General features: G+C 65.7%; 22 protein-coding genes. 13 read left to right on the top strand and 9 right to left on the bottom strand.

From position 1 onward, the window contains the following. From FVW27_RS05460 to FVW27_RS05440, 5 genes are all read left to right on the top strand, one after another. Positions 1 to 636: peroxiredoxin family protein (locus tag FVW27_RS05460; RefSeq protein ID WP_167123412.1), on the top strand; the 636-nt coding region annotated here is incomplete at its 5' end. 196 nt (positions 637 to 832) lie between these two features. Continuing rightward, positions 833 to 1,603 (top strand): redoxin domain-containing protein, encoded by a 771-nt coding sequence (locus FVW27_RS05455; protein ID WP_167123411.1) that lies wholly within the window; start codon positions 833 to 835, stop codon positions 1,601 to 1,603. A gap of 24 nt (positions 1,604 to 1,627) precedes the next feature. Beyond that, complete coding sequence (locus FVW27_RS05450) at positions 1,628 to 2,242, top strand: VOC family protein (RefSeq protein WP_167123409.1); 615 nt, start codon at positions 1,628 to 1,630, stop codon at positions 2,240 to 2,242. A gap of 397 nt (positions 2,243 to 2,639) precedes the next feature. Then, positions 2,640 to 3,041, top strand: a complete 402-nt coding sequence (locus FVW27_RS05445; RefSeq protein ID WP_167123407.1) for a Ros/MucR family transcriptional regulator — start codon at positions 2,640 to 2,642, stop codon at positions 3,039 to 3,041. 410 nt (positions 3,042 to 3,451) lie between these two features. Beyond that, a complete protein-coding gene (locus tag FVW27_RS05440) occupies positions 3,452 to 4,399 on the top strand; it encodes a DMT family transporter (protein WP_167123405.1) in 948 nt (315 codons plus the stop codon). Between the two features lie 96 nt (positions 4,400 to 4,495). Here FVW27_RS05440 and FVW27_RS05435 read toward each other — a convergent pair whose 3' ends face one another. The 4 genes from FVW27_RS05435 to FVW27_RS05420 all read right to left on the bottom strand — a co-directional run bounded on the left by FVW27_RS05435 (position 4,496) and on the right by FVW27_RS05420 (position 10,003). Then, on the bottom strand, positions 4,496 to 6,001 hold the full coding sequence (locus FVW27_RS05435) for a flagellar hook protein FlgE (protein WP_167123403.1): 1,506 nt from the start codon (positions 5,999 to 6,001) through the stop codon (positions 4,496 to 4,498). Between the two features lie 546 nt (positions 6,002 to 6,547). Next, positions 6,548 to 7,414: a bifunctional methylenetetrahydrofolate dehydrogenase/methenyltetrahydrofolate cyclohydrolase FolD gene (folD, locus tag FVW27_RS05430; RefSeq protein ID WP_167123401.1), complete on the bottom strand. Its 867-nt coding sequence runs from the start codon at positions 7,412 to 7,414 to the stop codon at positions 6,548 to 6,550. Positions 7,415 to 7,738: 324 nt separating this feature from the next. After that, positions 7,739 to 9,043: a phosphopyruvate hydratase gene (eno, locus tag FVW27_RS05425; protein ID WP_167123399.1), complete on the bottom strand. Its 1,305-nt coding sequence runs from the start codon at positions 9,041 to 9,043 to the stop codon at positions 7,739 to 7,741. 171 nt (positions 9,044 to 9,214) lie between these two features. Then, on the bottom strand, positions 9,215 to 10,003 hold the full coding sequence (locus FVW27_RS05420; RefSeq protein ID WP_167123397.1) for a type III pantothenate kinase: 789 nt from the start codon (positions 10,001 to 10,003) through the stop codon (positions 9,215 to 9,217). A 508-nt stretch (positions 10,004 to 10,511) separates the two neighbouring features. Here FVW27_RS05420 and FVW27_RS05415 point away from each other — a divergent pair. Then, positions 10,512 to 10,793, top strand: coding sequence for a hypothetical protein (locus tag FVW27_RS05415; RefSeq protein WP_167123396.1), 282 nt, complete (start codon positions 10,512 to 10,514; stop codon positions 10,791 to 10,793). A 296-nt stretch (positions 10,794 to 11,089) separates the two neighbouring features. Here FVW27_RS05415 and FVW27_RS05410 read toward each other — a convergent pair whose 3' ends face one another. Further along, positions 11,090 to 11,722 (bottom strand): tetratricopeptide repeat protein, encoded by a 633-nt coding sequence (locus tag FVW27_RS05410; protein ID WP_167123395.1) that lies wholly within the window; start codon positions 11,720 to 11,722, stop codon positions 11,090 to 11,092. Positions 11,723 to 11,821: 99 nt separating this feature from the next. Here FVW27_RS05410 and FVW27_RS05405 point away from each other — a divergent pair, with 99 nt between their 5' ends. The 7 genes from FVW27_RS05405 to FVW27_RS05375 all read left to right on the top strand — a co-directional run bounded on the left by FVW27_RS05405 (position 11,822) and on the right by FVW27_RS05375 (position 18,705). Continuing rightward, positions 11,822 to 12,016 carry a ferredoxin gene (locus FVW27_RS05405; protein ID WP_012612933.1) on the top strand — a complete coding sequence of 65 codons (195 nt, stop codon included), beginning with the start codon at positions 11,822 to 11,824 and terminating at the stop codon, positions 12,014 to 12,016. Between the two features lie 442 nt (positions 12,017 to 12,458). Continuing rightward, entirely contained in the window at positions 12,459 to 12,737 is a 279-nt protein-coding gene (locus FVW27_RS05400) for a DUF2325 domain-containing protein (protein WP_012612934.1), read from the top strand. A 202-nt stretch (positions 12,738 to 12,939) separates the two neighbouring features. Beyond that, positions 12,940 to 13,266: a tetratricopeptide repeat protein gene (locus tag FVW27_RS05395; protein WP_167123394.1), complete on the top strand. Its 327-nt coding sequence runs from the start codon at positions 12,940 to 12,942 to the stop codon at positions 13,264 to 13,266. A gap of 405 nt (positions 13,267 to 13,671) precedes the next feature. Continuing rightward, on the top strand, positions 13,672 to 14,136 hold the full coding sequence (locus FVW27_RS05390; protein ID WP_167123393.1) for a chemotaxis protein CheX: 465 nt from the start codon (positions 13,672 to 13,674) through the stop codon (positions 14,134 to 14,136). Positions 14,137 to 14,690: 554 nt separating this feature from the next. Next, positions 14,691 to 15,407 (top strand): radical SAM protein, encoded by a 717-nt coding sequence (locus FVW27_RS05385; RefSeq protein ID WP_167123392.1) that lies wholly within the window; start codon positions 14,691 to 14,693, stop codon positions 15,405 to 15,407. Then, the gene (locus tag FVW27_RS05380) at positions 15,307 to 17,352 is read left to right on the top strand and encodes a ribonucleoside triphosphate reductase (protein ID WP_167123391.1); all 2,046 of its coding nucleotides are present in this window, start codon (positions 15,307 to 15,309) and stop codon (positions 17,350 to 17,352) included. Before FVW27_RS05385 ends, FVW27_RS05380 begins: the two co-directional genes overlap by 101 nt. A gap of 135 nt (positions 17,353 to 17,487) precedes the next feature. Then, entirely contained in the window at positions 17,488 to 18,705 is a 1,218-nt protein-coding gene (locus FVW27_RS05375; RefSeq protein ID WP_167123390.1) for a MalY/PatB family protein, read from the top strand. An 84-nt stretch (positions 18,706 to 18,789) separates the two neighbouring features. Here FVW27_RS05375 and FVW27_RS05370 read toward each other — a convergent pair whose 3' ends face one another. The 4 genes from FVW27_RS05370 to FVW27_RS05355 are packed head-to-tail and all read right to left on the bottom strand — an operon-like array spanning position 18,790 to position 22,727. After that, positions 18,790 to 19,809 carry an ABC transporter ATP-binding protein gene (locus FVW27_RS05370; protein WP_167123389.1) on the bottom strand — a complete coding sequence of 340 codons (1,020 nt, stop codon included), beginning with the start codon at positions 19,807 to 19,809 and terminating at the stop codon, positions 18,790 to 18,792. Positions 19,810 to 19,822: 13 nt separating this feature from the next. Then, positions 19,823 to 20,824: an ABC transporter ATP-binding protein gene (locus tag FVW27_RS05365; protein ID WP_167123388.1), complete on the bottom strand. Its 1,002-nt coding sequence runs from the start codon at positions 20,822 to 20,824 to the stop codon at positions 19,823 to 19,825. 3 nt (positions 20,825 to 20,827) lie between these two features. Continuing rightward, a complete protein-coding gene (locus FVW27_RS05360; protein WP_167123387.1) occupies positions 20,828 to 21,748 on the bottom strand; it encodes an ABC transporter permease in 921 nt (306 codons plus the stop codon). 1 nt (position 21,749) lies between these two features. Further along, a complete protein-coding gene (locus tag FVW27_RS05355; protein ID WP_035067230.1) occupies positions 21,750 to 22,727 on the bottom strand; it encodes an ABC transporter permease in 978 nt (325 codons plus the stop codon). Positions 22,728 to 22,922: the final 195 nt, after the last annotated feature.

Raw genomic sequence — 22,922 nt, 5'->3', positions numbered from 1 at the left:
CTTCACCCCGCGCACGTCCGCCAGCCGCGCGCCACGCCCGTTCCCCCGCCGTTGTTGCGCGCCCTGCTGCTGGCCGCCCTGCTGGCTCTGCTGCCAGCCTGCGCCACGCCCACCCTGGCGGAACCGGTTCCGACCAGTGCCCCATTCCCGGACATTCCTCTGGAAAACGCCGCCACGCCCGCCCAACTGACCGCACTGGGCCTTTCCGGCGAGGGACCGTGGAAGCTTTCGGACATCCGCCCGGCCACGGGCGGCAAGGCGCAGCTGGTGCTGATCGAAATCTTCAGCATGTACTGCCCGCACTGCCAGCGCGAGGCCCCGCACATGAACCGCCTTGCCGAGTTGCTGGCCGCATCGCCCCTGAAGGACCGCATCACGGTCATCGGCGTGGGCGCGGGCAATACTCCCATGGAAGTGGACCTCTTCCGCGAGCGTTACGGGGTGACCATCCCCCTGTTCGCCGACCCGGACCTGATCGTGCACGAGCAGGTGGGCGAACCCGGCACGCCGCATTTCTTTCTGGTTTCGCTGAAAAACCGCGCGGCACCAGCCACGCTGTTCTCGCGCACCGGGCGCATGGCCTCGCCGCAGGCCTTCCTGGACGAGCTTTCCGCCATCGCCAAACGCAGCAACTGATGCCGACGGGCGCCCATCGGCTGCCCCGCCGCCCCGAAAGGTACTCGCCATGCCACTCACTACTGCGCCTTCCCCGGTCGATCCGTCTCCGCGCACCGGTTGCACGGGCCAGGCCAGCCCCCTCGGCCCGGCCGGGCGGACCTGCCCAGCCCCCGGCACGCCATCCAGCCTCACTGCATCCTGGCCCACTGGCCGCATGCTGACTGCCGTCATCCTGGCGCTGGCCCTTTTGGGGGGGCTGGCCGTGTCCGTGCCCTCGCAGGCCGCCGGACTGCAAGACCTGATCTACCAGGAAGCCCCCCGCAAACCGGTGGACAGCGTGCTGAAGGTGGCCGTGGGCGACCCCGCACCCGACTTCATCCTGCCCGCCCTGCCCGGTCCGTACACGCCGGCCAGCGGCCCCGACACCGGCACAATCCGGCTGTCCGATTTCCGGGGAAAGCACGCCGTGGTCCTCTCGTTCGTGCCTGCCGCGTTCACTCCGGTCTGTTCCGGGCAATGGCCGGGCTACAACATTGCCCGCACGGAATTCGAACGACGCGGCGCGGTGCTGCTGGGCATCACCACCGACAATCTGCCCTCGCTGTACGCCTGGACCCGCGAAATGACCGAACGCGCCCCGGCCCCCGATGCCCCAGGCGACGGGCACGGCGCTGGCAACGACGGCGCGGGGCAATCCTCGCCTCCGCCCGGCAAGGGACGAGCCACTGCATCCCCGCACGGCCGAACAGGCGGACCCGCGGATACCGCGACCGGCGGCGTGTGGTTTCCGGTGCTGTCCGACTTCTGGCCGCACGGCGCGGTTGCCGCGTCCTACGGCCTGTTGCGCGGCGACGGCATGGCGGAACGCGCCCTTGTCATCATCGACAGGCAGGGCATCATCCGACACATCCACGTATCCGACGTGAACAAGCGCCCCCCGCTGGACATCATCCTGCGGGCGCTGGACGCACTGCCCGCCCGCTAGCACCACCAGTCATCAGGAGCCCCGATGCCCCGCTACACCGGCTTCAACCACCTCGCCATGGTCACCGGCGACATGGAATCCACCGTGCGCTTCTGGCGCGATCTGCTCGGCATGCGCATCGTGGCCGGGTTGGGCCACCCCGGGTACCGCCAGTATTTCTTCGAGGTGTCGCCCGTGGACATGATCGCCTTCTTCGAATGGGACGGCGTGACCCCGGTGGAGGAGAAGGACCACGGCGCGCCCGTGCGCGGGGCCGTGGTGTTCGACCACATTTCCATCGGCGTGGCTGTGGACGACGATCTGTGGGAACTCAAGGACAAGCTGGAGGCCGCCGGGTTCTGGTGTTCCGAACTGGTGGACCACGGTTTCATCCACTCGCTGTACAGCTTCGACCCCAACGGGCTGGCCATCGAATTTTCCGCGCCGGTGCCAGGCGTGGACGTGCGGGCGAACCCGCGCATGACCGATACCCAGCCCGTGCCCGCCGCGCAGGAAGGGCCGGACCCGACGCCCGGACACTGGCCACCGGTCACCACGCCCACGCCCCTGGCCGACCGCCGTGTGTACCCGGGAGAAGGCGACGACTTCCTGCGGGCCAAGCGCAACGCCTGGGACACCTTGAAACGCGACCCGAAATGACGTCCATCCGGGGTGTGCAACGTCTCCCAACCACCGCGACGCATGCCCCCGGATTTCTCTGCCAGCGTTACCGCATGCGCGTACCCCTTACCCCGCGAGTGGCACAACCTATTCACCGCTCCCAGGCTACACCCGGGAGTGGCGTTGCGTTTTCACCCATTGCCACGAGGCACAAGGTGTATTCTGTTGTATGCAAAAAAATAATGGTATTGCGCATCGCATGGTGATAATGCAGTGCGCATGCGCGTTGCGGAGTGTGACAGAGCATGATGTTTACCGGAAAAACGGTGTGTCATGCAGCATCCGAAATCGCTTCCCGCATGCGGAGTGCGATAATGTCGGCCAGCGTGGCCGCATCGATGACGTTGCACATCCGCCACCGCAAAGGAGAACCGAAATGGAAGAATATCTCAAGCAGGCCCTCGACATCGTGAAGGCTCAGGCCAGCGTCCGCACCATGAACGAGGAAGAGATCAGCTCCATGGTGCAGAAGATCGCGCTGGCCATCCGCCAGATCAGCGATGGCGTTCCCTGCGAGGAGCAGGCCGCACCTGAAGCGCCCCTGCCCGACGCTGCAAAGGCGCTGAAGGAAAAGTCCATCACCTGTCTGGAATGTGGCAAGACCTTCAAGATCCTGACCCGCAAGCACCTGGCCTCTCACGATCTCACGCCCGACAGCTACCGGGACAAGTACGGCTACCGCAAGGACATGCCCCTGGTCTGCAAGTCGCTGCAACGCGAGCGCCGCAAGAAGATGAAGGACATGAAGCTGTGGGAGAAGCGCCGCAAGCCGGTGTAACCTCCGGCGGGCAACCCCCGCGCCCCCTGCCTTCACTTTGGTCAGCACCCTTCATGCCTCGCATGACGATTTCCGGACGCCCCGGTGGCACCTGCCGCCGGGGCGTCGCCATTGCCGCAGGCGGGACGGATGGAGGCCGGTATGGATGCTGCGCCATCCTGACAGCGCACGGGACGCCTCCAGACACGGCAAGGTGGGCGGAAGCGCCGCCCCAGCCCATGCCAGTGGACACCCGGACACCGCGCGGATAGTGTGCGCCCACCGGTCCTTCCACCGCCACCGCGCGGAGCATTGGCCGACGCCAGCTCCGGCAATGTTGCCGGACATGCACAGCACAGCCCAGGCAGCATGCCGCCGCCCGACACCCCGACGCGGCGCGCGCCCTCTACCCCTTTGCGCCAACCACCGCCATGCCCGCACCACGCACCGCCCCCGTTTCCTCCGCCACACTGGCACTCCTGCTGGCCATGCTGCTATGGAGCAGTTCGTTCATCGCCATGAAGGTGGCCCTGGAAGGGTTCGACCCCATGGTGGTGGTATTCGGCCGCATGGGCATTTCGTCGGCGGTGTTCCTAGCCCTGTGGCGCAACTTTCGCCACGTGCGCTACCGCAAGGGCGACTGGAAACGCCTGGGCGCCATGGCGCTGTGCGAGCCGTGCCTGTACTTCGTGTTCGAGGCGTACGCACTGCGCTACACATCGGCCTCGCAGGCAGGCATGATCGTTTCGGTGATGCCGCTGTGCGTGGCCGTGGCCGCGTGGATCGTGCTGGGCGAACGGCTGGCCCGCCGCGTGTGGTCCGGATTCGTGCTGGCCATCATCGGGGTGATCTGGCTGAGCCTTGGCGGGGCCAGTTCCGACAACGCGCCCAATCCGCTGCTGGGCAACCTGCTGGAACTATGCGCCATGGTCAGCGCCACCGGCTATGTCATCAACGCCAAGAAGCTGTCCGCGACGTACCCGCCGCTGTTCATCACTGCCGTGCAGTCGCTGGCGGGCAGCGCGTTCTTTCTGCCGCTGCTGTTCCTGCCCACCACGCAGTTGCCGGACGCCTTCCCGCTGCTGCCCACGCTATCCGTGGTCTATCTGGGCACGTGCATCTCGCTGGGCGCATACGGGTTGTACAACTTCGGCGTCAGCCGCCTGCCCGCCGGGCAGGCTTCGGCGTTCATCAACCTGATTCCGGTGATCACCCTGCTCATGGGCCGTGTGCTGCTGGGCGACCAGTTGACGCCACAGCAGTATGCGGCATCCGCCCTGGTGCTGGTGGGCGTGCTGCTGTCGCAGGGCCGGGGCGCAACCGCTACCGAAAAGGCCTCGCCTAACGACACCGCCCCGCGACCTGGCGGACAAAAGTAACACCCCGTCCGTCGCCCTCCCGCACAACGCCAAAGGCCGCCCCCGGTTCCGGAGGCGGCCTTTCATGCAGCATGGGGTCCCTGCCGGAACGGCACGCTACGTGCGTTTCAGTTCCAGCGCCTTCTGGATCATGGAATCCGCCGTCATGATCGACTTGGAGTTGGTCTGAAAGCCGCGCTGATAAAGGATCATGTTCACGAATTCCCGCTCCATGGACACATTGGACTGCTCCAGGGTCTTGGCGGCCACGGTGCCGAAGTTCTCGGTATCGGGCAGACCCTCTTCCGCCGCACCGGATTCCTTGGTGGCCGAGAAGTGGTTCATGCCCTCGCGGCGCAGGCCGTCCTCACTGGTGAAGCGGTACAGGGTGATGCGGTACAGGTCGTCGACCTGGCCGTTGCTGTAGCGCCCGCTGATGATTCCGTCCGAACTGATGTCGATGCCCGCCAGAAATCCCTCTGCGTAACCGTTCTGCTTCGACCGGATTTCCGACGAACTGCCTCCGTAGGCCGTGGTGCTGACCGCCGCCAGGGTGGCCCCGCCCATGCCCATCAGGCTGGTGGCGTTGGACCCCACCGCCGCCGGGCTGCCCGCCCCCGCCGTCCATGCCCCGGTGGACGAGGACAGGCCAAGGTCCAGCCCCACCACCTGTGTTCCCCCGCCGCTTGCAAAGGTGGCGGTGAACTGGGGCAATCCGTCCGCGCCGAACGAGGCTGGAGCCCAATTGCTGAGGTTGGTGGCGTCGGTGCTTGTCGGCGTATAGGCGGACATGTTCACCAATTGCCCGGACGAATTGAAGGTAAGCGTACCGGACATCAGCAGCCCGGCGGCGGAGGTTCCGGCCATGCCCGAACCGTCGTGTGCCGGGTCCATGCCCACCACGAACTCGAAATACTTGTTGCCGCCGCTCTGCCCGGCACCGTCGAAATAGATGGTCACGTCGTGGGCGTTGCCCGTGGCGTCGTAGACCTTGATGGACTGCTTGTACGCGTATGCCGCATCACCCAGGGGGCTTTCCGCCGCGCCGTTCCACTTGGACAGCAGCGAAAAGTACGGGTTGGCCGCATCGGTCGACCTGTCGCCCGAGCCCAGATTGTTCAGCGCCGTGATGGACGTGGTGGCCTTGGGGGGCATGATGTTGCGCCCGTTCGCCCCCGGCGGCAGGCTGATGGGGCCGGTGGCGCCCTCCACCCCGTCGGTGATGGCCCGCCCGTTCAGCACGAAGCCGTTGGGGTCCACCAGGCTTCCGTCCTTGTCGAACCGGAAGTTGCCCGCGCGGGTGTAATGCGTCTTGCCGTCCAGCGAAACCTGAAAGAACCCCTTGCCGTTGATGGACAGGTCGGTGATATCGGTACCCGATTCGTATGGGCCCTGCCCGTACATGGTCCGAATGTCCGTCAGGCGCGCGCCCAGACCCACCTGGCTGATGGAGGTGGATGCCGAGTTGCCCGTGCCCGCGTACTGGCTCATGAGGTCCTCGAACAGCGCCTGCTGTTGCTTGAACCCCACGGTGTTCACGTTGGCCAGGTTGTTGCTGACCGCCTGCATGCCCTGCGCCAGGGTTTTCATGCCGGTGGCGCCGGAATAGAGGGCGCGTAACATGCGTATCTCCTCGGGCGCGAAATACCCCGGTCCGTACCGCGTTTCCCCTGCCTTCCCGACGGAAGACGGGCACGCGGCACCGGGGAAGATTCTTCCCTGCGGGTACGCAAAGCACGAGCCGTGCCAGCGCAAAGCGGCGCGAAGCAACCTTTCGGAATGTAAAGAAAGACGTTTTCTCAAACGCCCTGGGTGCGGCAGAACCTGCCCATGGCAACCACGACCTCGCGTTCTGGCGGCAGCAGCCCCACCAAAGGAACGCATGCCAAGAGTTACGCACCATCCGCGCACGACGCCGGGCAGCCGGCCAACTCTGCGGCAACTGGCGTGCCGTGCGCAGCCCCGACAGGGCAGTTCCGCTTCCGCCACGACAGGCAGCACCAGGCGACAGGACCACGCGGCGCGAGACGATCGCATTGCGCAGCCTGACCGCACTTCGCGACAGGGCCGCGCGACATGTGCCGCGCGGCCCTGAAAACGTCAGTCCGGGATCAGGAGGAATGCCCCACCCAGCCCGATCTGCAAGCCCCTCGAATCCCGCACGCCCAGCTACCCGGCGATGCCGGTGCGGCCCTTCCACGAGATCACGGTGTTGATGAGCAACTGGGCGATGGTCATGGGACCCACGCCACCGGGCACCGGGGTCATGGCCGAAGCGATGCAGCTGATGTCATCATACTTGCAATCGCCCACCAGCCCTTCTTCGGTACGGTGAATGCCCACGTCCACCACCACGGCGCCGGGCTTGACCATGTCCGAGGTGACCAGGCAGGGCCGCCCCGCCGCCACGAACAGAAAGTCCGCCTGGCGGCATTCCTCGGCCAGGTTCGGCGTGCCGGAATGGCACACCGTCACCGTGGCGTTGGCGTACTTGCCGGGCGCACCCAGCATCAGCGCCAGCGGCTTGCCCACGATGTTGCTGCGCCCCACCACCACGGCCTTCTTGCCCGAAGGCGACAGGTCGTAACGTTCCAGCAGGGTCATTACCCCCGCCGGGGTGCACGGGCGAAAGCCCGGCAGCCCCAGCGCCAGACGCCCCATGTTTTCGGGGTGAAAGCCGTCCACGTCCTTCTTGGGGCTGATGCGCTCCAGGCAGCGCTGGCTGTTCAGCCCCTTTGGCAGCGGCAGTTGCAGCAGAATGCCGTCGATGTCCGCGCGCCCGTTCAGTTCGTCGATGAGCACTTCCAGCGCTTCCTGCGTGGTGTCCGCAGGCAGGCGAAACGCCTCGGACCGGATGCCCGCCTCTTCGCAGCCGCGCTCCTTGTTGCGCACGTACACCTGCGAGGCGGGATCCTCGCCCACCAGGATCACCGCCAACCCCGGCGCACGGCCCGCCGCCGCAAGCCCCGCCGACACATCTTCCTTCAATTCCGCGCGAATGGCCGCAGCCGTCGCCTTGCCGTCGAGCAGCAACATGTCTCCAACCTCCCGAAATCCGGCGCGCGTGCGCGCCGCCTGTCCGATTCCGCTGCCCGGCACCGTCTTGCGTTCCGGTCGCATCCGCCATGTGTCGCGGCCCTGCTTCTCCGTGAGAGAACGGGCGGCCTTTGAAATATCGGGGCGCTGCCCCGTACCCCGCCGGGGGAGCATGCTCCCCCGGTCCCCCTGTTTTGAGGGCCGGGTTCAAACTGGAGCTATGTGCCGGGCCGCGGCCAGTGCCTTTCCTGCATCCTTGCCCCGCCCGAAAGCAAAAGGGAGGGAGCCACGCAGGCCCCCTCCCCCAATGTACGCGACAGCGCGCTATTCCTCGCCTTCTTCCTCGAAGCCGAAGTGCGAGCTCATCATGGGCCCGAAGTAGATGCCCGTATCGTCCAGGTCTTCCTCGATGCGCAGCAACTGGTTGTACTTGGCCAGCCGGTCGCTGCGGCACAAGGAGCCGGTCTTGATCTGCCCGGCGTTCAGGCCCACGGCCAGATCCGAGATGAAGTGGTCCTCGGTCTCGCCCGAACGGTGCGAAATCACCGTGGTGTAGGCAGCCTGCTTGGCCATCTCGATGGTGTCCAGGGTCTCGGTCAGGGTGCCGATCTGGTTCAGCTTGATGAGAATGGAGTTGGCCACGCCCTCGTCGATGCCCTCGGCCAGGATGTCCGGGTTGGTCACGAAGATGTCGTCGCCCACCAGCTGGATGGTATCGCCCAGCTTGTAGGTCAGTTCGCGCCAGCCGTCCCAGTCGGCTTCGGCCAGGCCGTCCTCGATGGAAATCAGCGGGTAGCGGGTGGTGAATTCGCCCAGCCACTCCACCATCTCGGAGTTGGACAGGTTCTTGTTCTCGCCCGCCAGCACGTACTTGCCGTCCTTGTGGAACTCGGAGGCGGCGGCGTCGATGGCCAGCGCGATTTCCGCGCCGGGAATGTAGCCCGCTTCCTCGATGGCCTTCATGATGTAGCGGAAGGCCTCGTCGTGGTTCTTCAGGTTGGGGGCAAAGCCACCTTCGTCGCCCACGCTGGTCACGTGGCCGTCGGCGGCCAGCAGCGCCTTCAGGGTGTGGAAGGTCTCGGCGCCCATGCGCAGCGCGTCGCGGAAGGTGGCCGCGCCGATGGGCATGATCATGAATTCCTGAATATCCAAGTTGTTGGGCGCGTGGGCACCGCCATTGATGATGTTCATCAGCGGCACGGGCAGCACCTTGGCGTTCACGCCGCCCAGGTACTGGTACAGCGGCAGGCCCAGAAAGCTCGAGGCGGCGCGCGCGGTGGCCAGCGATACGCCCAGCATGGCGTTGGCGCCCAGACGCGACTTGTTGTCGGTGCCGTCCAGGTCCAGCAGGGTGTTGTCCACCTGCACCTGGCGCAGGGAATCAAGACCCACGATGGCTTCGGCGATTTCACCCATCACGTTGTCCACGGCCTTTTCCACGCCCTTGCCCTTGTAGCGGCCCTTGTCGCCGTCGCGCATTTCCAGCGCTTCGCGGGTGCCGGTGGAGGCGCCGGAAGGCACGGCGGCGCGGCCGGTGTGGCCCGATTCCAGGGAGACTTCCACCTCGACGGTGGGGTTGCCGCGGGAGTCAAGGATTTCCCTCGCCCAGACGGATACGATGGTGCTCATCTGCATCTCCTTGGTCCTTTCATGTTCGTCGGGTTTCTGTCGGAATGTCGATACCAGACGCAGCGCGTTACACATGCTGCCAACGCAGTGCGCCGAAATGTCAGCAGATACGTAAGAACACCTGGCAAGTCCTGCCGCTACGAGGACAAAAAGAGCGTAATGCGGCGGGCCCTACCGGGCTTCACGTTCCAGATACAACAACCGCAGGCCCTCCAGCAGAAGGTCGGGCCTGACGTGGTCGAAACAGCGGCTCACCCGCGCGATGTCCCGGGCGAACCCGCCCGTGGCCACCACCTCGGTGGGGCCGGGCAGCACGCCGCCAAGGCGGGCCAGCACCCCTTCGGTCATGGCGGCAAAGCCGAAAATGAAGCCGTGGTTCAGGCTGGTGGTGGTGGACCGCCCGATGACCGGCGAATCCTCTTCCACTTCCAGGCTGATGCGCGGCAGCTTGGCCGTGCGCGACGACAACGCCCCGGCGGACGACAGCACGCCGGGACAGATCAAGCCACCAAGATACGCACCGCCTTCCACGCAGTCAAACGTGGTGGCGGTGCCGAAATCCACGGATACCAGCGAGCGGGGGCCGGGGTACAGACGCCGGGCGGCATACGCCGCCACCAGCCGGTCCGCGCCCACTTCGGCGGGGCGTTCGTAGCGGTTTTCCAGCGGAATGGGAATGTCGCCGGGGGCAAACAGCAGCTTGCGGTACAGATAGCGTTCGCAAGCGCGGCGGATCAGCGGGTTGACGCCGGGCACCACGGAACTGGCCACGCAGGCCCCCACGTCCGCCGGACCCAACCCGGCGTGGCGCAGCACCTCCAGCAGGCGCAGCCCGATGGAGTCGGCCGTCTGGCCGGGGTCGGTGGGCAGCACGTACGAGGTCAGCACGGCGGTTTCCACCGCGATGCCGATCTTGACGTTGGTGTTGCCGATGTCGAACAGCAGAAAATGCTGGGTCATGCCGCTTCCCGTATGCATGGATGTGGCCGCTGCCATCCCGTGCGCGATGCACCTGTGCGCAAGTGTAGCCTGTTCGGACGGAAACGCAACCGTGGCGCGCCGCTTCGCCTACCTCAAAGCGGCCCGATTCGCAACGGTTCGCGGGCCGCTGGCGGGAAGGGAAATGGCGGGCCGCAACGGGTGCGGGGGATGTGCCCTGTCCCGGCCTGCCATCCGGCAGGCCGGGACGCCAGCGCCGCCCCCGGATACTGGCCGACATGGCCCATACTGGCAGACACTTGCCGATGCCGGGCGCGCCTGCCTGTGCCGGGCCTGGGCTAACCGGGCCGAATCGGGCGAAACGGGCCGGATATGGCCGGTTCTGACCGGACAACGAGGTGGCGCGGCACTGGCCCCCCGTTCGTCCCCAGTTGTGCGCGACCGTGGATGGCCGTGGGCGTCGCCTGCCGGTTTGCACGTCACTTGCATCCCTGCCGGGGCATACGGAAAAAACTTCCAGGAGGCCGCCATGACCACGGGCATCACCACCATTTCGCAGGATACCTTCTCGCGCATCGACACGTTGCTGGCGCACGCCCGCGAGACCACCGAAGCCAAGCGTTCCTCGCTCGACGCCGCCGGTTCCCAGACCACCCAGACTGGCCAGGCAGGACTGGCAGCCAACGCAGCCGTGCCCACCGCCGAGGCCGACCTGGCGTACAGCGCGGTCATGGACATGCTGTCCGCCCCCTCCGGCGACGCGCACCGCTCGCTGGATCCGGAACGGGTGGCCCGCCTGCTGGACCTGTAGGACCGCCTCCGGGCAGTCCGCCAGCAATCCGGCGCCAGTTACCGGAGTTACCGGAGTTGCCGTTGGTGCCGGAGGTGCCGGAGGTGCCTGCACCTGCCGCCATCCCGTCACGGTCGCGCGGCCACGGCATTTCTTCCCGCGCCGCAACGGCACGACGCCCTCATGCATGCGCAACTTTCGCATGCATGAGGGCGTCGTGCCTGTCGGTTTTCCGTCACAGATCCGTCGCCGGTCCACTGGCAATCCGGCGGCCCAGCTTCAGACGGCGCCAGGGGTACCGGGCGTTGCCCGGGGCATCACGCCGGATCGGGCTCGCCCTTGCTGCGGGCCAGGGCCGTATCGTGCACCCGCCTGGCCTGCTCCTTGTCCGGGTCCACCTCCATGCCCTTGCGCAGGTGGCGCAGGGCCCGCTTGGGCTCACCCGCCTCCAGCATGGCCTTGCCCATGAGCAGGAACAATCGGTGCTCGTTGCGGTAAAAGCCCGTTGCCTCGGTGAAGGCCTCGTCCGCCTCGGCCACCTTCTTGTGTTCCAGCAGTCGCCTGCCGTGCAGCAGCAGCTTGTCCAACTGCTGCTTGCGGGCAATGGCCTGCTCGTAGGTTTCCTGCTCCTGCTCGTCACGCATGGATCGCAGAATGCGCGCCAGCATGGCCAGCAACTGCTTCTCGGCCCCTTTCTCGAACGTCAGCCCGCGCGGCGAAATGGCCGTGGCCCGGGCCTTCACGTCCTCGTCGCGCGAGAGCATCTGCACCATCTCGCGCAGCGCGCCGTGCAGTTCGGCCAGGTCGCGCCCGACGATGCCACCGTCCACGATGGGCTGCACGCCGGCGGCGGTGGCCGCCAGGGCGCGGGGCACGTCGTGCCTGTGAAAATATGCCTTGGCTCGCGCCAGGTACTCGCGCGCCTGGCGCGCGTCGCCTTTGGGTGCCACCGGGTTGCCTCCGCTAGACTGGACGCCGTGCGCCCCGCCCGTTGTGCTCGACGCTGCGGCCATGCTATGCCATGGAGCAAACAGCCCAAGGAGGCCACCATGGCGAAGTATCTGTACCTCGATCAGGACGAATGCATGGCGTGCGAATCGTGCGTCGAACTTTGCCCCGAGGCGTTCAGAATGTCCAGCGCAGGCGAATATGCGGAGGTCATCGACCCCAACACCACTGCGGAATGCGTGGAAGACGCCATCTCCACCTGTCCGGTGGAATGTATCGAGTGGCGCGAGGAATAGCCCCGCGTCCCGCAAGCCAGCCTGTCCCGCGCCGTCGGGCGATTCGCCAATCGGTCCCACAACCGGACAGTCCGGTCGATTCGCCCGGAACGCGTCATGGGGCAGCCCCTTTCCCGCCCGTTTCGCCTCATTCCACGCGGGCCGCACGTTCTTGCCGGGACGCGCGGCCCGCATGCGTTCCGGCCACACGCCGGACACGCCACATCGCGCGAATCCGCCCATTCTCCCCATACGCCGCAACTTGCGGTCATTGCCGACAGGCCCGTTCGGGCAGCGGCGCGAAACATCAGCATTTTCAGCATCCCTATCCCACCGGATCAGCGAGGAAAACGCACCACACGCCCGGAGAGCTGCGCAAAAAATCACGCCCCTTTGTTGACAATGAAAATCGTTTTCATTAAACAGGACAAAACGACGCGAGAATCGTCGGAAGGAGCCTCCCATGTGCGCAGCACTCATCGGCGGAATGGACAGACTGAAGCGCGACTACATCAATGCGGCCCTCGCCAGCGGCGTGGACCTGAAGGTGTTCACCGGCAAGGAAAACCGCATCGCCGACAAACTCGGCCAGGCGGACCTCGTCATCGTGTTCACCAACAAGATCTCGCACGCTGCCAAGCGCGAGGTGGTGCAGCACGCCAAGGCCAACAGCATTCCCGTGCAGATGCTGCACAGTTGCGGCGTGTCCACGCTGCGTCAGGCCCTGGATACCACCAACTAGAATTTCCGGCACGACGACGCAACCGCCGCGGCCCCCGGCCCTCACCCGCGAAGCACGCGGATGCGACCCCGCCCGGCGCAGCCGCACCAACGCTTCATGCCGGGGCTCCGCGGCGGCGTCAGAGATACCATGCCCCCCTGCCCGGGGTGCAGAGCATCAACGCCACCACCGCATCACATTTTCTGGATCAAGGAAAAAGACCATGTGCGCAGCAAGCCGGATCGGCGCTTTGAACAGGCAGGGCATGCAGGCCCTTTCGGAAGGCAACCTCGCCAACGCGGACTTTCTGCTCTCGCAGGCGCTACGCCAGGCCATGAACCTTGGACTTGCCGGATTCGAGGCCAAGATACGCAACAATCTCGGGCTGGTCTGCCGCCTGCGTGGCCGCATTGACGAAGCCGTGGCCCATTTCTCCGCCGCCCTGGCCCACCTGGAAGCCAAGGTAGGCACGCAGCACCGCGTTTACACCGTCATCGCGGGCAATCTGGGCGCCGCCAAGGCGGAAGCAGCAACCCGCGCCCTGCACTAGCCGCAAAGCACAGGCTTCCGGGTCGGCCCGGCCCCAGCCTGCCCGCTGCGCCCAGGGCGCGACACAGCATCTTCTCGCGTTCACGCAAGGCCCATGCACCGTGCCGTGCGCAACCCTCGCCACCCCTGCATGACGCGGGCTCGCCTGCGCACACGACGTTCCTGCATCACCCGCATGATGCATGCCCCGTGCATGCGGCACGCCCGACGCATGCAGCGCCACGCCGCGATACCACAGTCCCCGCCCTTACCTGGCACCGGAAGCCGCGTTTCCCGGGCATTTGCGTGAAACGAGCGCCTTGACACTGGACGGCCCCTGCCCGTTTCCAGTAGGCTGTGCAGTGCGCCTCCGCCCTCCCGCCGCATGGCGGGAGGGGGAATACGCCTACCGTCAAGGAGCCATACCATGAGCAGCGGCATCGAAGTCGCAAAGCCCTTCGTCGCGGCCACCATCAACGTGCTGTCGACCATGGCGGGCATCACCCCCACGGCAGGGCCGCCCTACGTGAAGAAGAACAACGTGGCCAAGGGCGACGTGTCTGCCGTCATCGGCATTACCGGGCACAAGAACGGCACCATCTCGGTGACCTTCACCAAGAAGTGCGCCATCGCCCTGGTAAAGGCCATGCTGGGCGACGATATCCAGGACATCGTCCAGGACATCAAGGACGCCGTGGGCGAAGTGACCAACATGATCTCCGGCCAGGCCCGCGCAGGCCTTGCCGAAATGGGCATGACCTTCCAGGGGGCCACCCCCTCGGTGATCATGGGCGACGGACACACCATCAGCCACATCACCAAGGCGCCCATCATCGCCATTCCCTTCGGCACGCCCCACGGCGACTTCACCGTGGAGTTCTGTTTCGAGTAGCCCCCGGCAGTTCCCGGTGAGCCTTGCCGACCCGGCGACATTGCCGCCGACACACGTGCGGGAACGCACGAGAGCTTTCCACAGGCAGCGCATCCACACCCCGCTGCCCTGCTGTGCACGGCGCCGCCGGAATCCCGGCGGCGCATGTTTTTCCTCCATACGGAATTCACACGACATAAGCCCGGAATCACAGCGTATCGCGCTAACACGTGATGCCACCGCACCAACAATATGCCAATGCCGCCCGTCCTGTGGACAACGTTGCGCGCAGCCTGTGAAAAGTCAAAAGCGAAGGCCCGATCCGCCCCGCCGAAGGCGGAAAAAATAGCCCGGTATTCCACCCCCTAACGGGTTAAGGACTGGCTTTTCCAAAACACCCCACTATACAAAAAAATGGGGGTGCAGTAGGCTCCGGCTCGAACTAACCCGCCGGGTTAAAAATTTACTAGACACTTTCTTGACGGCGCGAAGCACCGCAACGCACCTGCCGCAAGGCGCCGCCAAGGGCTTTTCGTTTCCGGAACCTCGCCACCCGGACAAGGATACTTCCCGTCATGTCCTCCGCATGGAACCATGTGCATGGCTTCGAGCGCCTGAGCCTCTGCGACTGGCCCGGCTACAGCAGCTGCGTCATCTTTCTGGGCGGCTGCAACATGCGCTGCCCCACCTGCCACAACTGGCAGCTTGCCTGGCATGCCGACACCCTGCCCGTGCTTTCCCGCGCCGCCATCGAAGCCTACATCGAAGCCCGCCGCCACTGGCTGGACGGGGTGGTCGTGACCGGGGGGGAAGCGACCACCGTGGAAGGCTTCGCGGACATGCTGCGCGGCCTGCGCCGCTTCGGCCTGCCCGTGAAGGTGGACAGCAACGGCCTGCGCCCCGACGTGGTGGAACTGCTGCTGCGCGACGGCCTGGCCGATGCCTTCTCCATCGACGTCAAGGGCCCCTTCGCCCTCTACCCGCGCCTGTCCGGCGGCACCACCAGCCCGGACGAGGCCCGCGCCGCGCTTTCGCGCATCTTCGCACTGGCCCAGGCGCAGCCCGACGCGTTCATGTTCCGCCTCACCCGCGTTCCCGTGCTTTCCGATGACGACGTGGAAGCGGCCCGCGGCCAGCTTCCCGCCGGATTCGACCTGAAGATACAGGATTACGTGCCCCCCCGGAGGAAGCATGCCGAAGCAGATTCTGAAACGCGACGGACGGCTGGAGACGTGGTCCACGGACCGCATCGCGGAAGCCATCCTGAAGGCCCTGAAAGCCAACGGCATTAAGGACCCGCTACTCTCCAGGCGCATCGCCCACAGGGTGGAGCTGAAGCTCGCGGACTGCGAGATTCCCGAGCAGGAGCAGGTGCAGGACACCGTGGAACAGGTGCTGATGGAATCGCGCCTGTATGCGGTGGCCAAGCGGTACATCATCTACCGCGAAACGCGCCGCACCCTGCGCGAGCAGAAGGCCGCCTTCCTCGACATTTCCGAGACCATCGACAACTACCTCACCAAGGCCGACTGGCGCGTGAACGAGAACGCCAACATGACGCACTCGTTCCAGGGCCTGATGCTGCATCTTTCCGGCACCTTGCAGGCCAAGTACGCGCTGGAGAAGTACCCCGAGGAAGTGCGCCAGGCCCACGACCACGGCTACTTCCACATCCACGATCTGTCCTTTGGCCTTGCGGGGTACTGCGCGGGCTGGAGCCTGCGCGACCTGCTGCTGGAAGGGTTCAACCTGGAAAACCGGTCCAGCGCCGGGCCCGCCAAGCATCTGGACACCGCCATGGGCCAGATGATCAACTTCCTCGGCACGTTGCAGAACGAATGGGCAGGCGCCCAGGCATTCAACAACGTGGACACCTACCTGGCCCCCTTCGTGCGCAACGACGGCCTGACCTACAAGCAGGTGCGCCAGGCCATGCAGAAGTTCGTGTTCAACCTGAACACCACGTCACGCTGGGGCGGCCAGAGCCCGTTCACCAACCTGACCTTCGACCTCGTTCCGCCCAAGCACATCGCCACCGAACCCATCATCATCGGCGGCGAATACAGGGATTCGGTCTACGGCGAATACGCGCCGGAAATGGAGATGCTGAACCGCGCCTTCCTGGAAGTGATGCTGGACGGCGACTTCCATGGCCGCATCTTTTCCTTCCCCATTCCCACGTACAACGTCACCAAGGACTTCCCGTGGGATTCGGAGATCGGCGACCTGCTGCTGAAGCTTACCGCCAAGTACGGCGCGCCCTACTTCCAGAACTTCATCAATTCCAACCTCAACCCCGAAGACGTGCGCTCCATGTGCTGCCGGTTGCAGATGGACCTGCGGCAGTTGCGCAACAAGGTGGGGGGGCTCTTCGGCGCGGGCGACCTGACCGGGTCCATCGGGGTGGTCACCCTGAACCTGCCCAAGCTGGCCTACCTTGCCCAGGGCGAAGAGGACTTTCTGGACATGGTGACCGAATACGCGGAACTTGCCCGCGATTCGCTGGAATTCAAGCGCAAGCTGGTCACCGCCAACCTTGAACGCGGCATGTTCCCGTGGTCGCGCCGGTACCTCAAGAACGGCTTTGCCGGGCACTTTTCCACCATCGGCCTGGTGGGCGGGCACGAGGCCTGCCAGAATCTGCTGGGCAAGGGCATAGAAACCGAGGCGGGCGTGCGGCTGATGCAGCGCACCCTGAACCACCTGCGCAACCTGACCGCGCGCTTTCAGGAAGAAACCGGCACCCTGTACAACCTGGAAGCAACCCCCGCCGAGGGCACCAGCTACCGCCTGGCCAAGATCGACAAGTCGCTCTATTCCGAAATCAAGGCCTCGGGCAACGGCACCCCGTACTACACCAACTCCACCGCCCTGCCCGTGGGCATGACCGAAGACGTGTTCGCCGCGCTGGACCACCAGAACAAGCTGCAACCGCTGTACACCGGCGGCTCGGTGTTCCACACCTACCTCGGCGAATCCGTGGCCGATACCGAGGCCCTGAAGAAGTTCATCATCAAGGCCTTCACCCAGACGCGCCTGCCGTACCTGTCCGTCACCCCCACCTTCTCGGTGTGCAAGGACCACGGCTACCTGCAGGGCGAACAGCATGAATGCCCCGACTGCGGCCAGACCACGGAAGTGTACACCCGCATCGTGGGCTACTACCGCCCCGTGTCCCAGTGGAACAAGGGCAAGCAGGTCGAATACGACGACCGCGTCTGCTACAACGGGTTTTAGGCGGCTGCGCTTCGGCAGCTTCCGTGAATGCGGACTGCCCTCTCTCCGGACAGAAATCCAGAGCCGCCTACCAGGCGGCTCTTTCACGTATGCGGGCAGTTCCCGCCAAACCCGACGACCGCGTCACCCATCGCCATGCCCGACCACAACTTCGACTTCGATCACGCCCCCGACCGGCGCAACACCGGCAGCCTGAAATGGGACGACATGGGGCGCATGTTCAACCTTTCGCCGGATGAAGCCGCCAACGCCATCCCCCTGTGGGTGGCCGACATGGACTTTCCCTCGCCCCCGGCGGTACGCCAGGCCGTTGCCCGACTGGCCGATCTTGGCGTGTTCGGCTATCCCGCTGATGGGGCAGTCTGCCGCGAGGCCGTGGCCCACTGGCTGGCCACCCGCCACGGCTGGACAGTGAATCCGCGCCACCTGCTGCCGCTGCCCACGGTGGTGGCCTCGCTGTGCCTGGCGGTGCGGCTGTTCACCCGGCCCGGCGACGGCGTGGTCATCCAGACGCCCATCTACCCGCCCTTTCGCGCGGCCGTGCAGGACGCGGGCTGCCGGGTGCTGGCCAACCCGCTGGCCCTCACCACGGATACCGACGGCAACCCCTTCCACGAAATGGATTTCGACGCGCTGGATGCGGCCCTTGCCGACGGCGGACGCGGGGCCAAGGTGCTGTTGCTGTGCAGCCCGCACAACCCCGGCGGCCGGGTATGGACCCGTGCGGAACTGACCCGCGTTGCCGAACTGTGCCTGAAGCACGGCACGCTCATGGTCAGCGACGAAATCCACCACGACCTGCTGCTGCCCGGCCACACGCACACCGTGCTGGCCAGCCTGTCGCCGGAAGTGGCCGAACGCACCATCACCGCCGTGTCCGCCGCCAAGGCATTCAACGTACCCGGCGCGGGACTGGCCCATGTGGTGATAGAGGACGACACCCTGCGCCGCACCTTCCGCGCGGAACTCACCGGCCTCGGCATCCGCCACCCCAACATGTTCGGGCTGGCCACCACAGAAGCCGCCTGCCGCCACGGCGGGCCGTGGCTGGACGCGCTGATGGCCTACATCGCGGGCAACGCCGCGCTGGTGCGCGACGTGCTGGGGCAGCGTCTGCCCGCAGTCCGCGTCATGCAGCCGCAGGGCACCTATCTTTCATGGGTGGACTTTCGCCCGCTGGGCCTTGCGGAGACAGACCTGCTGCACCGCGTGCGCTTTGATGCGGGCGTGGTGCCCAGCCCCGGCTCCAGCTTCGGCCCGGAAGGCGAAGGCTGGCTGCGCCTGAACCTGGGCTGCCCGCGCGCCCTGCTGCGCACGGCACTGGACCGCATGGCGGATGTGCTGGGGAAGTAACGCCAGCCACTCCCAAAAAATATCCGGGGGAAGGAACCGTGCAACGGCTCCTTCCCCCGGTTTCTTTCAGGGCATTGAAGTGGACTAAACCCGCCCTTCCTCCACGCCGTGGCAGGCCACCAACGCGCCGCTTTCAAGCTGGCGGGCCTTGGGCACTTCCTGCATGCAGCGCGCATTGGCGTGCGGGCAACGGCCATGGAACACGCAGCCCGAGGGCAGGTTGATGGGCGTGGGCACGTCGCCGGACAGCTTGATGTGCGCGGCGGCCTTGCCGCCCACGCGCGGGATGGCCGACAGCAGGGCCTGGGTGTACGGGTGGCGCGGGTTGCCGAACAGGTCTTCGGCGCTGGCCAGTTCGCACAGGCTGCCCAGGTACATCACGGCCACGCGGGTGGAGATATGCTCCACCACCGAAAGGTCGTGACTGATGAACAGGTAGGTCAGGTTGCGCTGCTCTTGCAGGTCCATCATCAGGTTCAGCACCTGGGCCTGGATGGATACGTCCAGCGCCGAGATGGGCTCGTCCGCCACGATGAACTCGGGGTCCACCACCAGGGCGCGCGCGATGGAGATGCGCTGGCGCTGCCCGCCGGAAAATTCGTGCGGGTAGCGCACGCCCCACAGCGGGTTGACGCCCACCTGTTCCATGACGTCGGCCACGCGGGAACGCACGTCGGCGTCGGAGATGCCGGGGTTGTGGAAGCGCACCGGCTCTTCCAGTATCTCCCGCACCTTCATGCGCGGGTTCAGCGAGGCGTAGGGGTCCTGAAAGACCATCTGCATGCGGGTGCGGTAGGGCAGCATGCCGTTGTCGCTCAGGTTGTCGATGCGCTCGCCCCGGTACAGGATTTCGCCGCCGGTGGCCCGGTACAGGCCGATGACGGTGCGCGCCAGGGTGGACTTGCCGCAGCCCGATTCGCCCACCACGCTCAGGGTCTCGCCGGGCAGGATGTCGAAGCTCACGTCGTTGACGGCATGCACCACGGTGCGCTTGCGGGTGATGCGGCCGCCGGACAGGCGCAGCTGGTCCAGCAGCCCGCCGGAAATGTCGAAATGCTTGATGACGTTGCGCAGCGAAAGCAGTGCGGTGATCTGGTTGGTCATTCCCGTGCCCCCCTTAAGCGACCATATGACAGGCAGCCATGCGCCCATCACTCTTCACTTCGAGCAGCGGCCGGGTGGTGGTGCACACGGTTTCGCACAGTTCGCAGCGGTTGTTGAACGGACAGCCGCGCGGCACGTCGGAAAGGCTGGGCATGCTGCCGGGGATCTGGTTCAGGCGGCGGCGCACGCGGGGCGCGGCCACGTCCGCAAGGCCGCAGTCGGCCTTGTCCGCACACTGCGGCAGCGCGCCCAAGAGGCCGCGCGTGTAAGGGTGCAGCGGCTCGCCCACCACTTTGGCGGTATCGCCCATTTCCACGATGCCCCCGGCGTACATCACCGCGATCTTCTGGGTAACCTGCGAGACCACGCCAAGGTCGTGGGTGATCAGGATGAGGCCCATGTCCTCCGACTGGCACAGCTCCAGCAGCAGATCCATGATCTCGGCCTGGATGGTCACGTCCAGCGCCGTGGTGGGTTCGTCGGCGATGATCAGCGACGGCGACGTCAGCAGCGCGATGGCGATGACGATGCGCTGGCGCATGCCGCCGGAGAATTCGTGCGGGTACTGGCCCAGGCGGCGTTCCGGCGAGGGAATGTAGACCTTGCGCAGCTTGTCCAGGGCAATGGCCTCGGCTTCCTTGCGGGTCACCTTCATGTGGGCGCGGATGGTTTCGATCATCTGCGTGCCCACGGTCAGCACCGGGTTCAGGGTCATCATGGGATCCTGAAAGATCATGCTGATGCGGTTGCCGCGTATGTCACGCAGGGTTTCCGCGTCGGCCCTGGTCAGGTCCTTGCCCTCGAACAGCACGGAGCCGCCCGCGATGAAGCCGGGCTTGGACACCAGGTTCAGGATGGAGAACCCGGTGACGGACTTGCCCGCGCCCGATTCACCCACAAGGCCCAGGCGTTCGCCCTTGGCCAGGGTGAACGAGACGTCGTTGACGGCGGTAAGCGCGGTGTCGCGCAGCGCGAACTTGACGGTAAGGTTGGATACGTCGAGCAGCGGTTGCATGGACTAGTCCTTGTACAGCTTGGGATTCAGGAAGTCCCGCAGCCAGTCGCCAAGCAGGTTGATGGACAGCACCAGCAGGATCAGCACCACGCCGGGAAACAGCGTGATCCACCAACTGCCGCTGAAGAAGTACTGGAAGCCCGACTTGATCAGCGAGCCCAGCGACGGCTTGGTCACAGGCATGCCCAGCCCCAGGAACGACAGCGCCGCCTCGCTCATGATGGCGTTGGCCACCTGCACGGTGGAAATGACCAGCACCGGGGTGAGCGTGTTGGGCAGGATGTGCCGCCACATGATGCGGAACGGGCGAAGCCCGATGACCCGCGCCGCCTCCACGTATTCCTTCTTCTTCTCGGCCAGCACCGATGCGCGCACGGTGCGCGCGTACTGTGGCCATTCGGCAAGGCCGATGACCAGCACCAGGAAGGGCACGGCCACCTGCTCGTAGCGGCCCACGCCAAAGGTCATCTGCACGATGGCCCCCAGAAAGATGGCCACCATGTAGGACGAAAACGACAGCTGCACGTCGGCGATGCGCATCAGGATGTTGTCCAGCCTGCGGCTGCCGTAGCCGGACAGCAGGCCCACCATGATGCCGATGCACGCCTGCATGGCCACGGCCCCCACCCCGATCAGCAGCGACACGCGCATGCCGTACAGAATGGCCGAGAACAGGTCGCGCCCCTGGTTGTCGGTGCCCAGCAGGAAGGCGGGGTTGCCGCCGTCCTTCCACAGGGGGGGCGTTTCCGCGTCCATGATGTCGATGTTGGCGCCGTCGAACGGGTTGTGCGGGGCAATGACCGGGGCCAGCAGGGCCGACAGGGCCAGGACGACGAACAGGGCGAAGCTGGTCACCGCCACCGGGTCGCGCAGGAAGGAATACAGGAAGTACGACTGGCGGAAACGCTTGAAAAGACCGGCCATGCTACTTCCTCCCCGCGATGCGGACCATGGGATTCACGAAACCGTAGATCAGGTCCACCACCGTGTTCACGGTAACGAAGATGGCCCCCACAAAGATCAGGTAGGCCACCAGCAGCGCCGTGTCGGCGCGCTCCACGGCCTCCACGAACATGAAGCCCATGCCCTGCCACTGGAACACCGTCTCGGTCAGGATGGTGAAGGCGATCATGATGCCAAGCTGCACGCCCCCCACGGTGATGACCGGCAGCAGGGTGTTCTTGAAGGCGTGCACCATCACCACGCGCCATTCGGGCAGGCCCTTGGCCCGCGCGAACTTGACGTACTCTGTTTCCAGCGCCTCCTTCATCTCGGCGCGGATCAGCCGGATGAACAGTGGCAGCATGATGGACGAAAGGGCGATGGAGGGCAGGATGATGTGCTTGAAATTGGCCCAGGTGGTCAGCACCGATGTCCACCCCGGGAATATCTCCACCGGGTTGCCGCGCCCGAACGAGGGCAGCCAGCCAAGGTGCACCGAAAAGATGTAGATCATGAAGATGGCCGTCAGGAACACCGGCACCGAAACACCCACGATGCTGATGCCCATGAACAGGCGCGACAGCACCGAGCGCGGGCGGCAGGCGGAATACACGCCCACCGGCACCGAAATCAGCACGATGATGCACTGGGCCACGAACACCAGTTCAAGCGTGGCGGGGGCTTTCGCCAGAATCACGTCCAGCGCGGGCTTGCGGTAGAAGTACGAGGTACCCAGGTCGCCCTGCACGGCGTTCTTGGTGAAGCGCGCCCACTGGACCAGGTACGGGTCATTCAGCCCCAGCTTTTCGCGCAGGGCCTCGCGTTCCTTGACGGATACGGACACGCCCACCATTTCCCGCGTGGGGTCGCCGACGGACTGCTTGATGGCGAACCCGATGAAGCTGATGATGAACATGACCAGCAGGGCTTGCGCCACCCTGCGGACGATGAATGCGAACATGTGCGTCTCGTTGCCGGTAACGGCGTTGCTGGTTGCCGCGGTGCCGCGGGCCGCGCGCCCCCTCACTCCATGCTGGCCCGCACGATGCGGACTACACTGGATGTTACCCCGTGCCTCACGGAAGCGGGGCGGGATGACGGCGGCAGCGCCCGCGCGCGGCGGCCGGATGCGTGCGCTCCGTCCGTGTCGGTCCTG

It is taken from the genome of Nitratidesulfovibrio liaohensis, assembly GCF_011682075.1.
Taxonomy (GTDB): domain Bacteria; phylum Desulfobacterota; class Desulfovibrionia; order Desulfovibrionales; family Desulfovibrionaceae; genus Cupidesulfovibrio; species Cupidesulfovibrio liaohensis.
Note: the sequence above shows the minus strand (reverse complement) of the source record. Positions and strands in the feature narration are given on the sequence as shown.

Coding starts and splice junctions, on each gene's coding strand:
- FVW27_RS05455 (WP_167123411.1), top strand. CDS start 833: ATGCTGACTGCCGTCATCCTGGCGCTGGCCCTTTTGGGGGGGCTGGCC.
- FVW27_RS05450 (WP_167123409.1), top strand. CDS start 1,628: ATGCCCCGCTACACCGGCTTCAACCACCTCGCCATGGTCACCGGCGAC.
- FVW27_RS05445 (WP_167123407.1), top strand. CDS start 2,640: ATGGAAGAATATCTCAAGCAGGCCCTCGACATCGTGAAGGCTCAGGCC.
- FVW27_RS05440 (WP_167123405.1), top strand. CDS start 3,452: ATGCCCGCACCACGCACCGCCCCCGTTTCCTCCGCCACACTGGCACTC.
- FVW27_RS05435 (WP_167123403.1), bottom strand. CDS start 6,001: ATGTTACGCGCCCTCTATTCCGGCGCCACCGGCATGAAAACCCTGGCG.
- folD (WP_167123401.1), bottom strand. CDS start 7,414: ATGTTGCTGCTCGACGGCAAGGCGACGGCTGCGGCCATTCGCGCGGAA.
- eno (WP_167123399.1), bottom strand. CDS start 9,043: ATGAGCACCATCGTATCCGTCTGGGCGAGGGAAATCCTTGACTCCCGC.
- FVW27_RS05420 (WP_167123397.1), bottom strand. CDS start 10,003: ATGACCCAGCATTTTCTGCTGTTCGACATCGGCAACACCAACGTCAAG.
- FVW27_RS05415 (WP_167123396.1), top strand. CDS start 10,512: ATGACCACGGGCATCACCACCATTTCGCAGGATACCTTCTCGCGCATC.
- FVW27_RS05405 (WP_012612933.1), top strand. CDS start 11,822: ATGGCGAAGTATCTGTACCTCGATCAGGACGAATGCATGGCGTGCGAA.
- FVW27_RS05400 (WP_012612934.1), top strand. CDS start 12,459: ATGTGCGCAGCACTCATCGGCGGAATGGACAGACTGAAGCGCGACTAC.
- FVW27_RS05395 (WP_167123394.1), top strand. CDS start 12,940: ATGTGCGCAGCAAGCCGGATCGGCGCTTTGAACAGGCAGGGCATGCAG.
- FVW27_RS05390 (WP_167123393.1), top strand. CDS start 13,672: ATGAGCAGCGGCATCGAAGTCGCAAAGCCCTTCGTCGCGGCCACCATC.
- FVW27_RS05385 (WP_167123392.1), top strand. CDS start 14,691: ATGTCCTCCGCATGGAACCATGTGCATGGCTTCGAGCGCCTGAGCCTC.
- FVW27_RS05380 (WP_167123391.1), top strand. CDS start 15,307: ATGCCGAAGCAGATTCTGAAACGCGACGGACGGCTGGAGACGTGGTCC.
- FVW27_RS05375 (WP_167123390.1), top strand. CDS start 17,488: ATGCCCGACCACAACTTCGACTTCGATCACGCCCCCGACCGGCGCAAC.
- FVW27_RS05370 (WP_167123389.1), bottom strand. CDS start 19,809: ATGACCAACCAGATCACCGCACTGCTTTCGCTGCGCAACGTCATCAAG.
- FVW27_RS05365 (WP_167123388.1), bottom strand. CDS start 20,824: ATGCAACCGCTGCTCGACGTATCCAACCTTACCGTCAAGTTCGCGCTG.
- FVW27_RS05360 (WP_167123387.1), bottom strand. CDS start 21,748: ATGGCCGGTCTTTTCAAGCGTTTCCGCCAGTCGTACTTCCTGTATTCC.
- FVW27_RS05355 (WP_035067230.1), bottom strand. CDS start 22,727: ATGTTCGCATTCATCGTCCGCAGGGTGGCGCAAGCCCTGCTGGTCATG.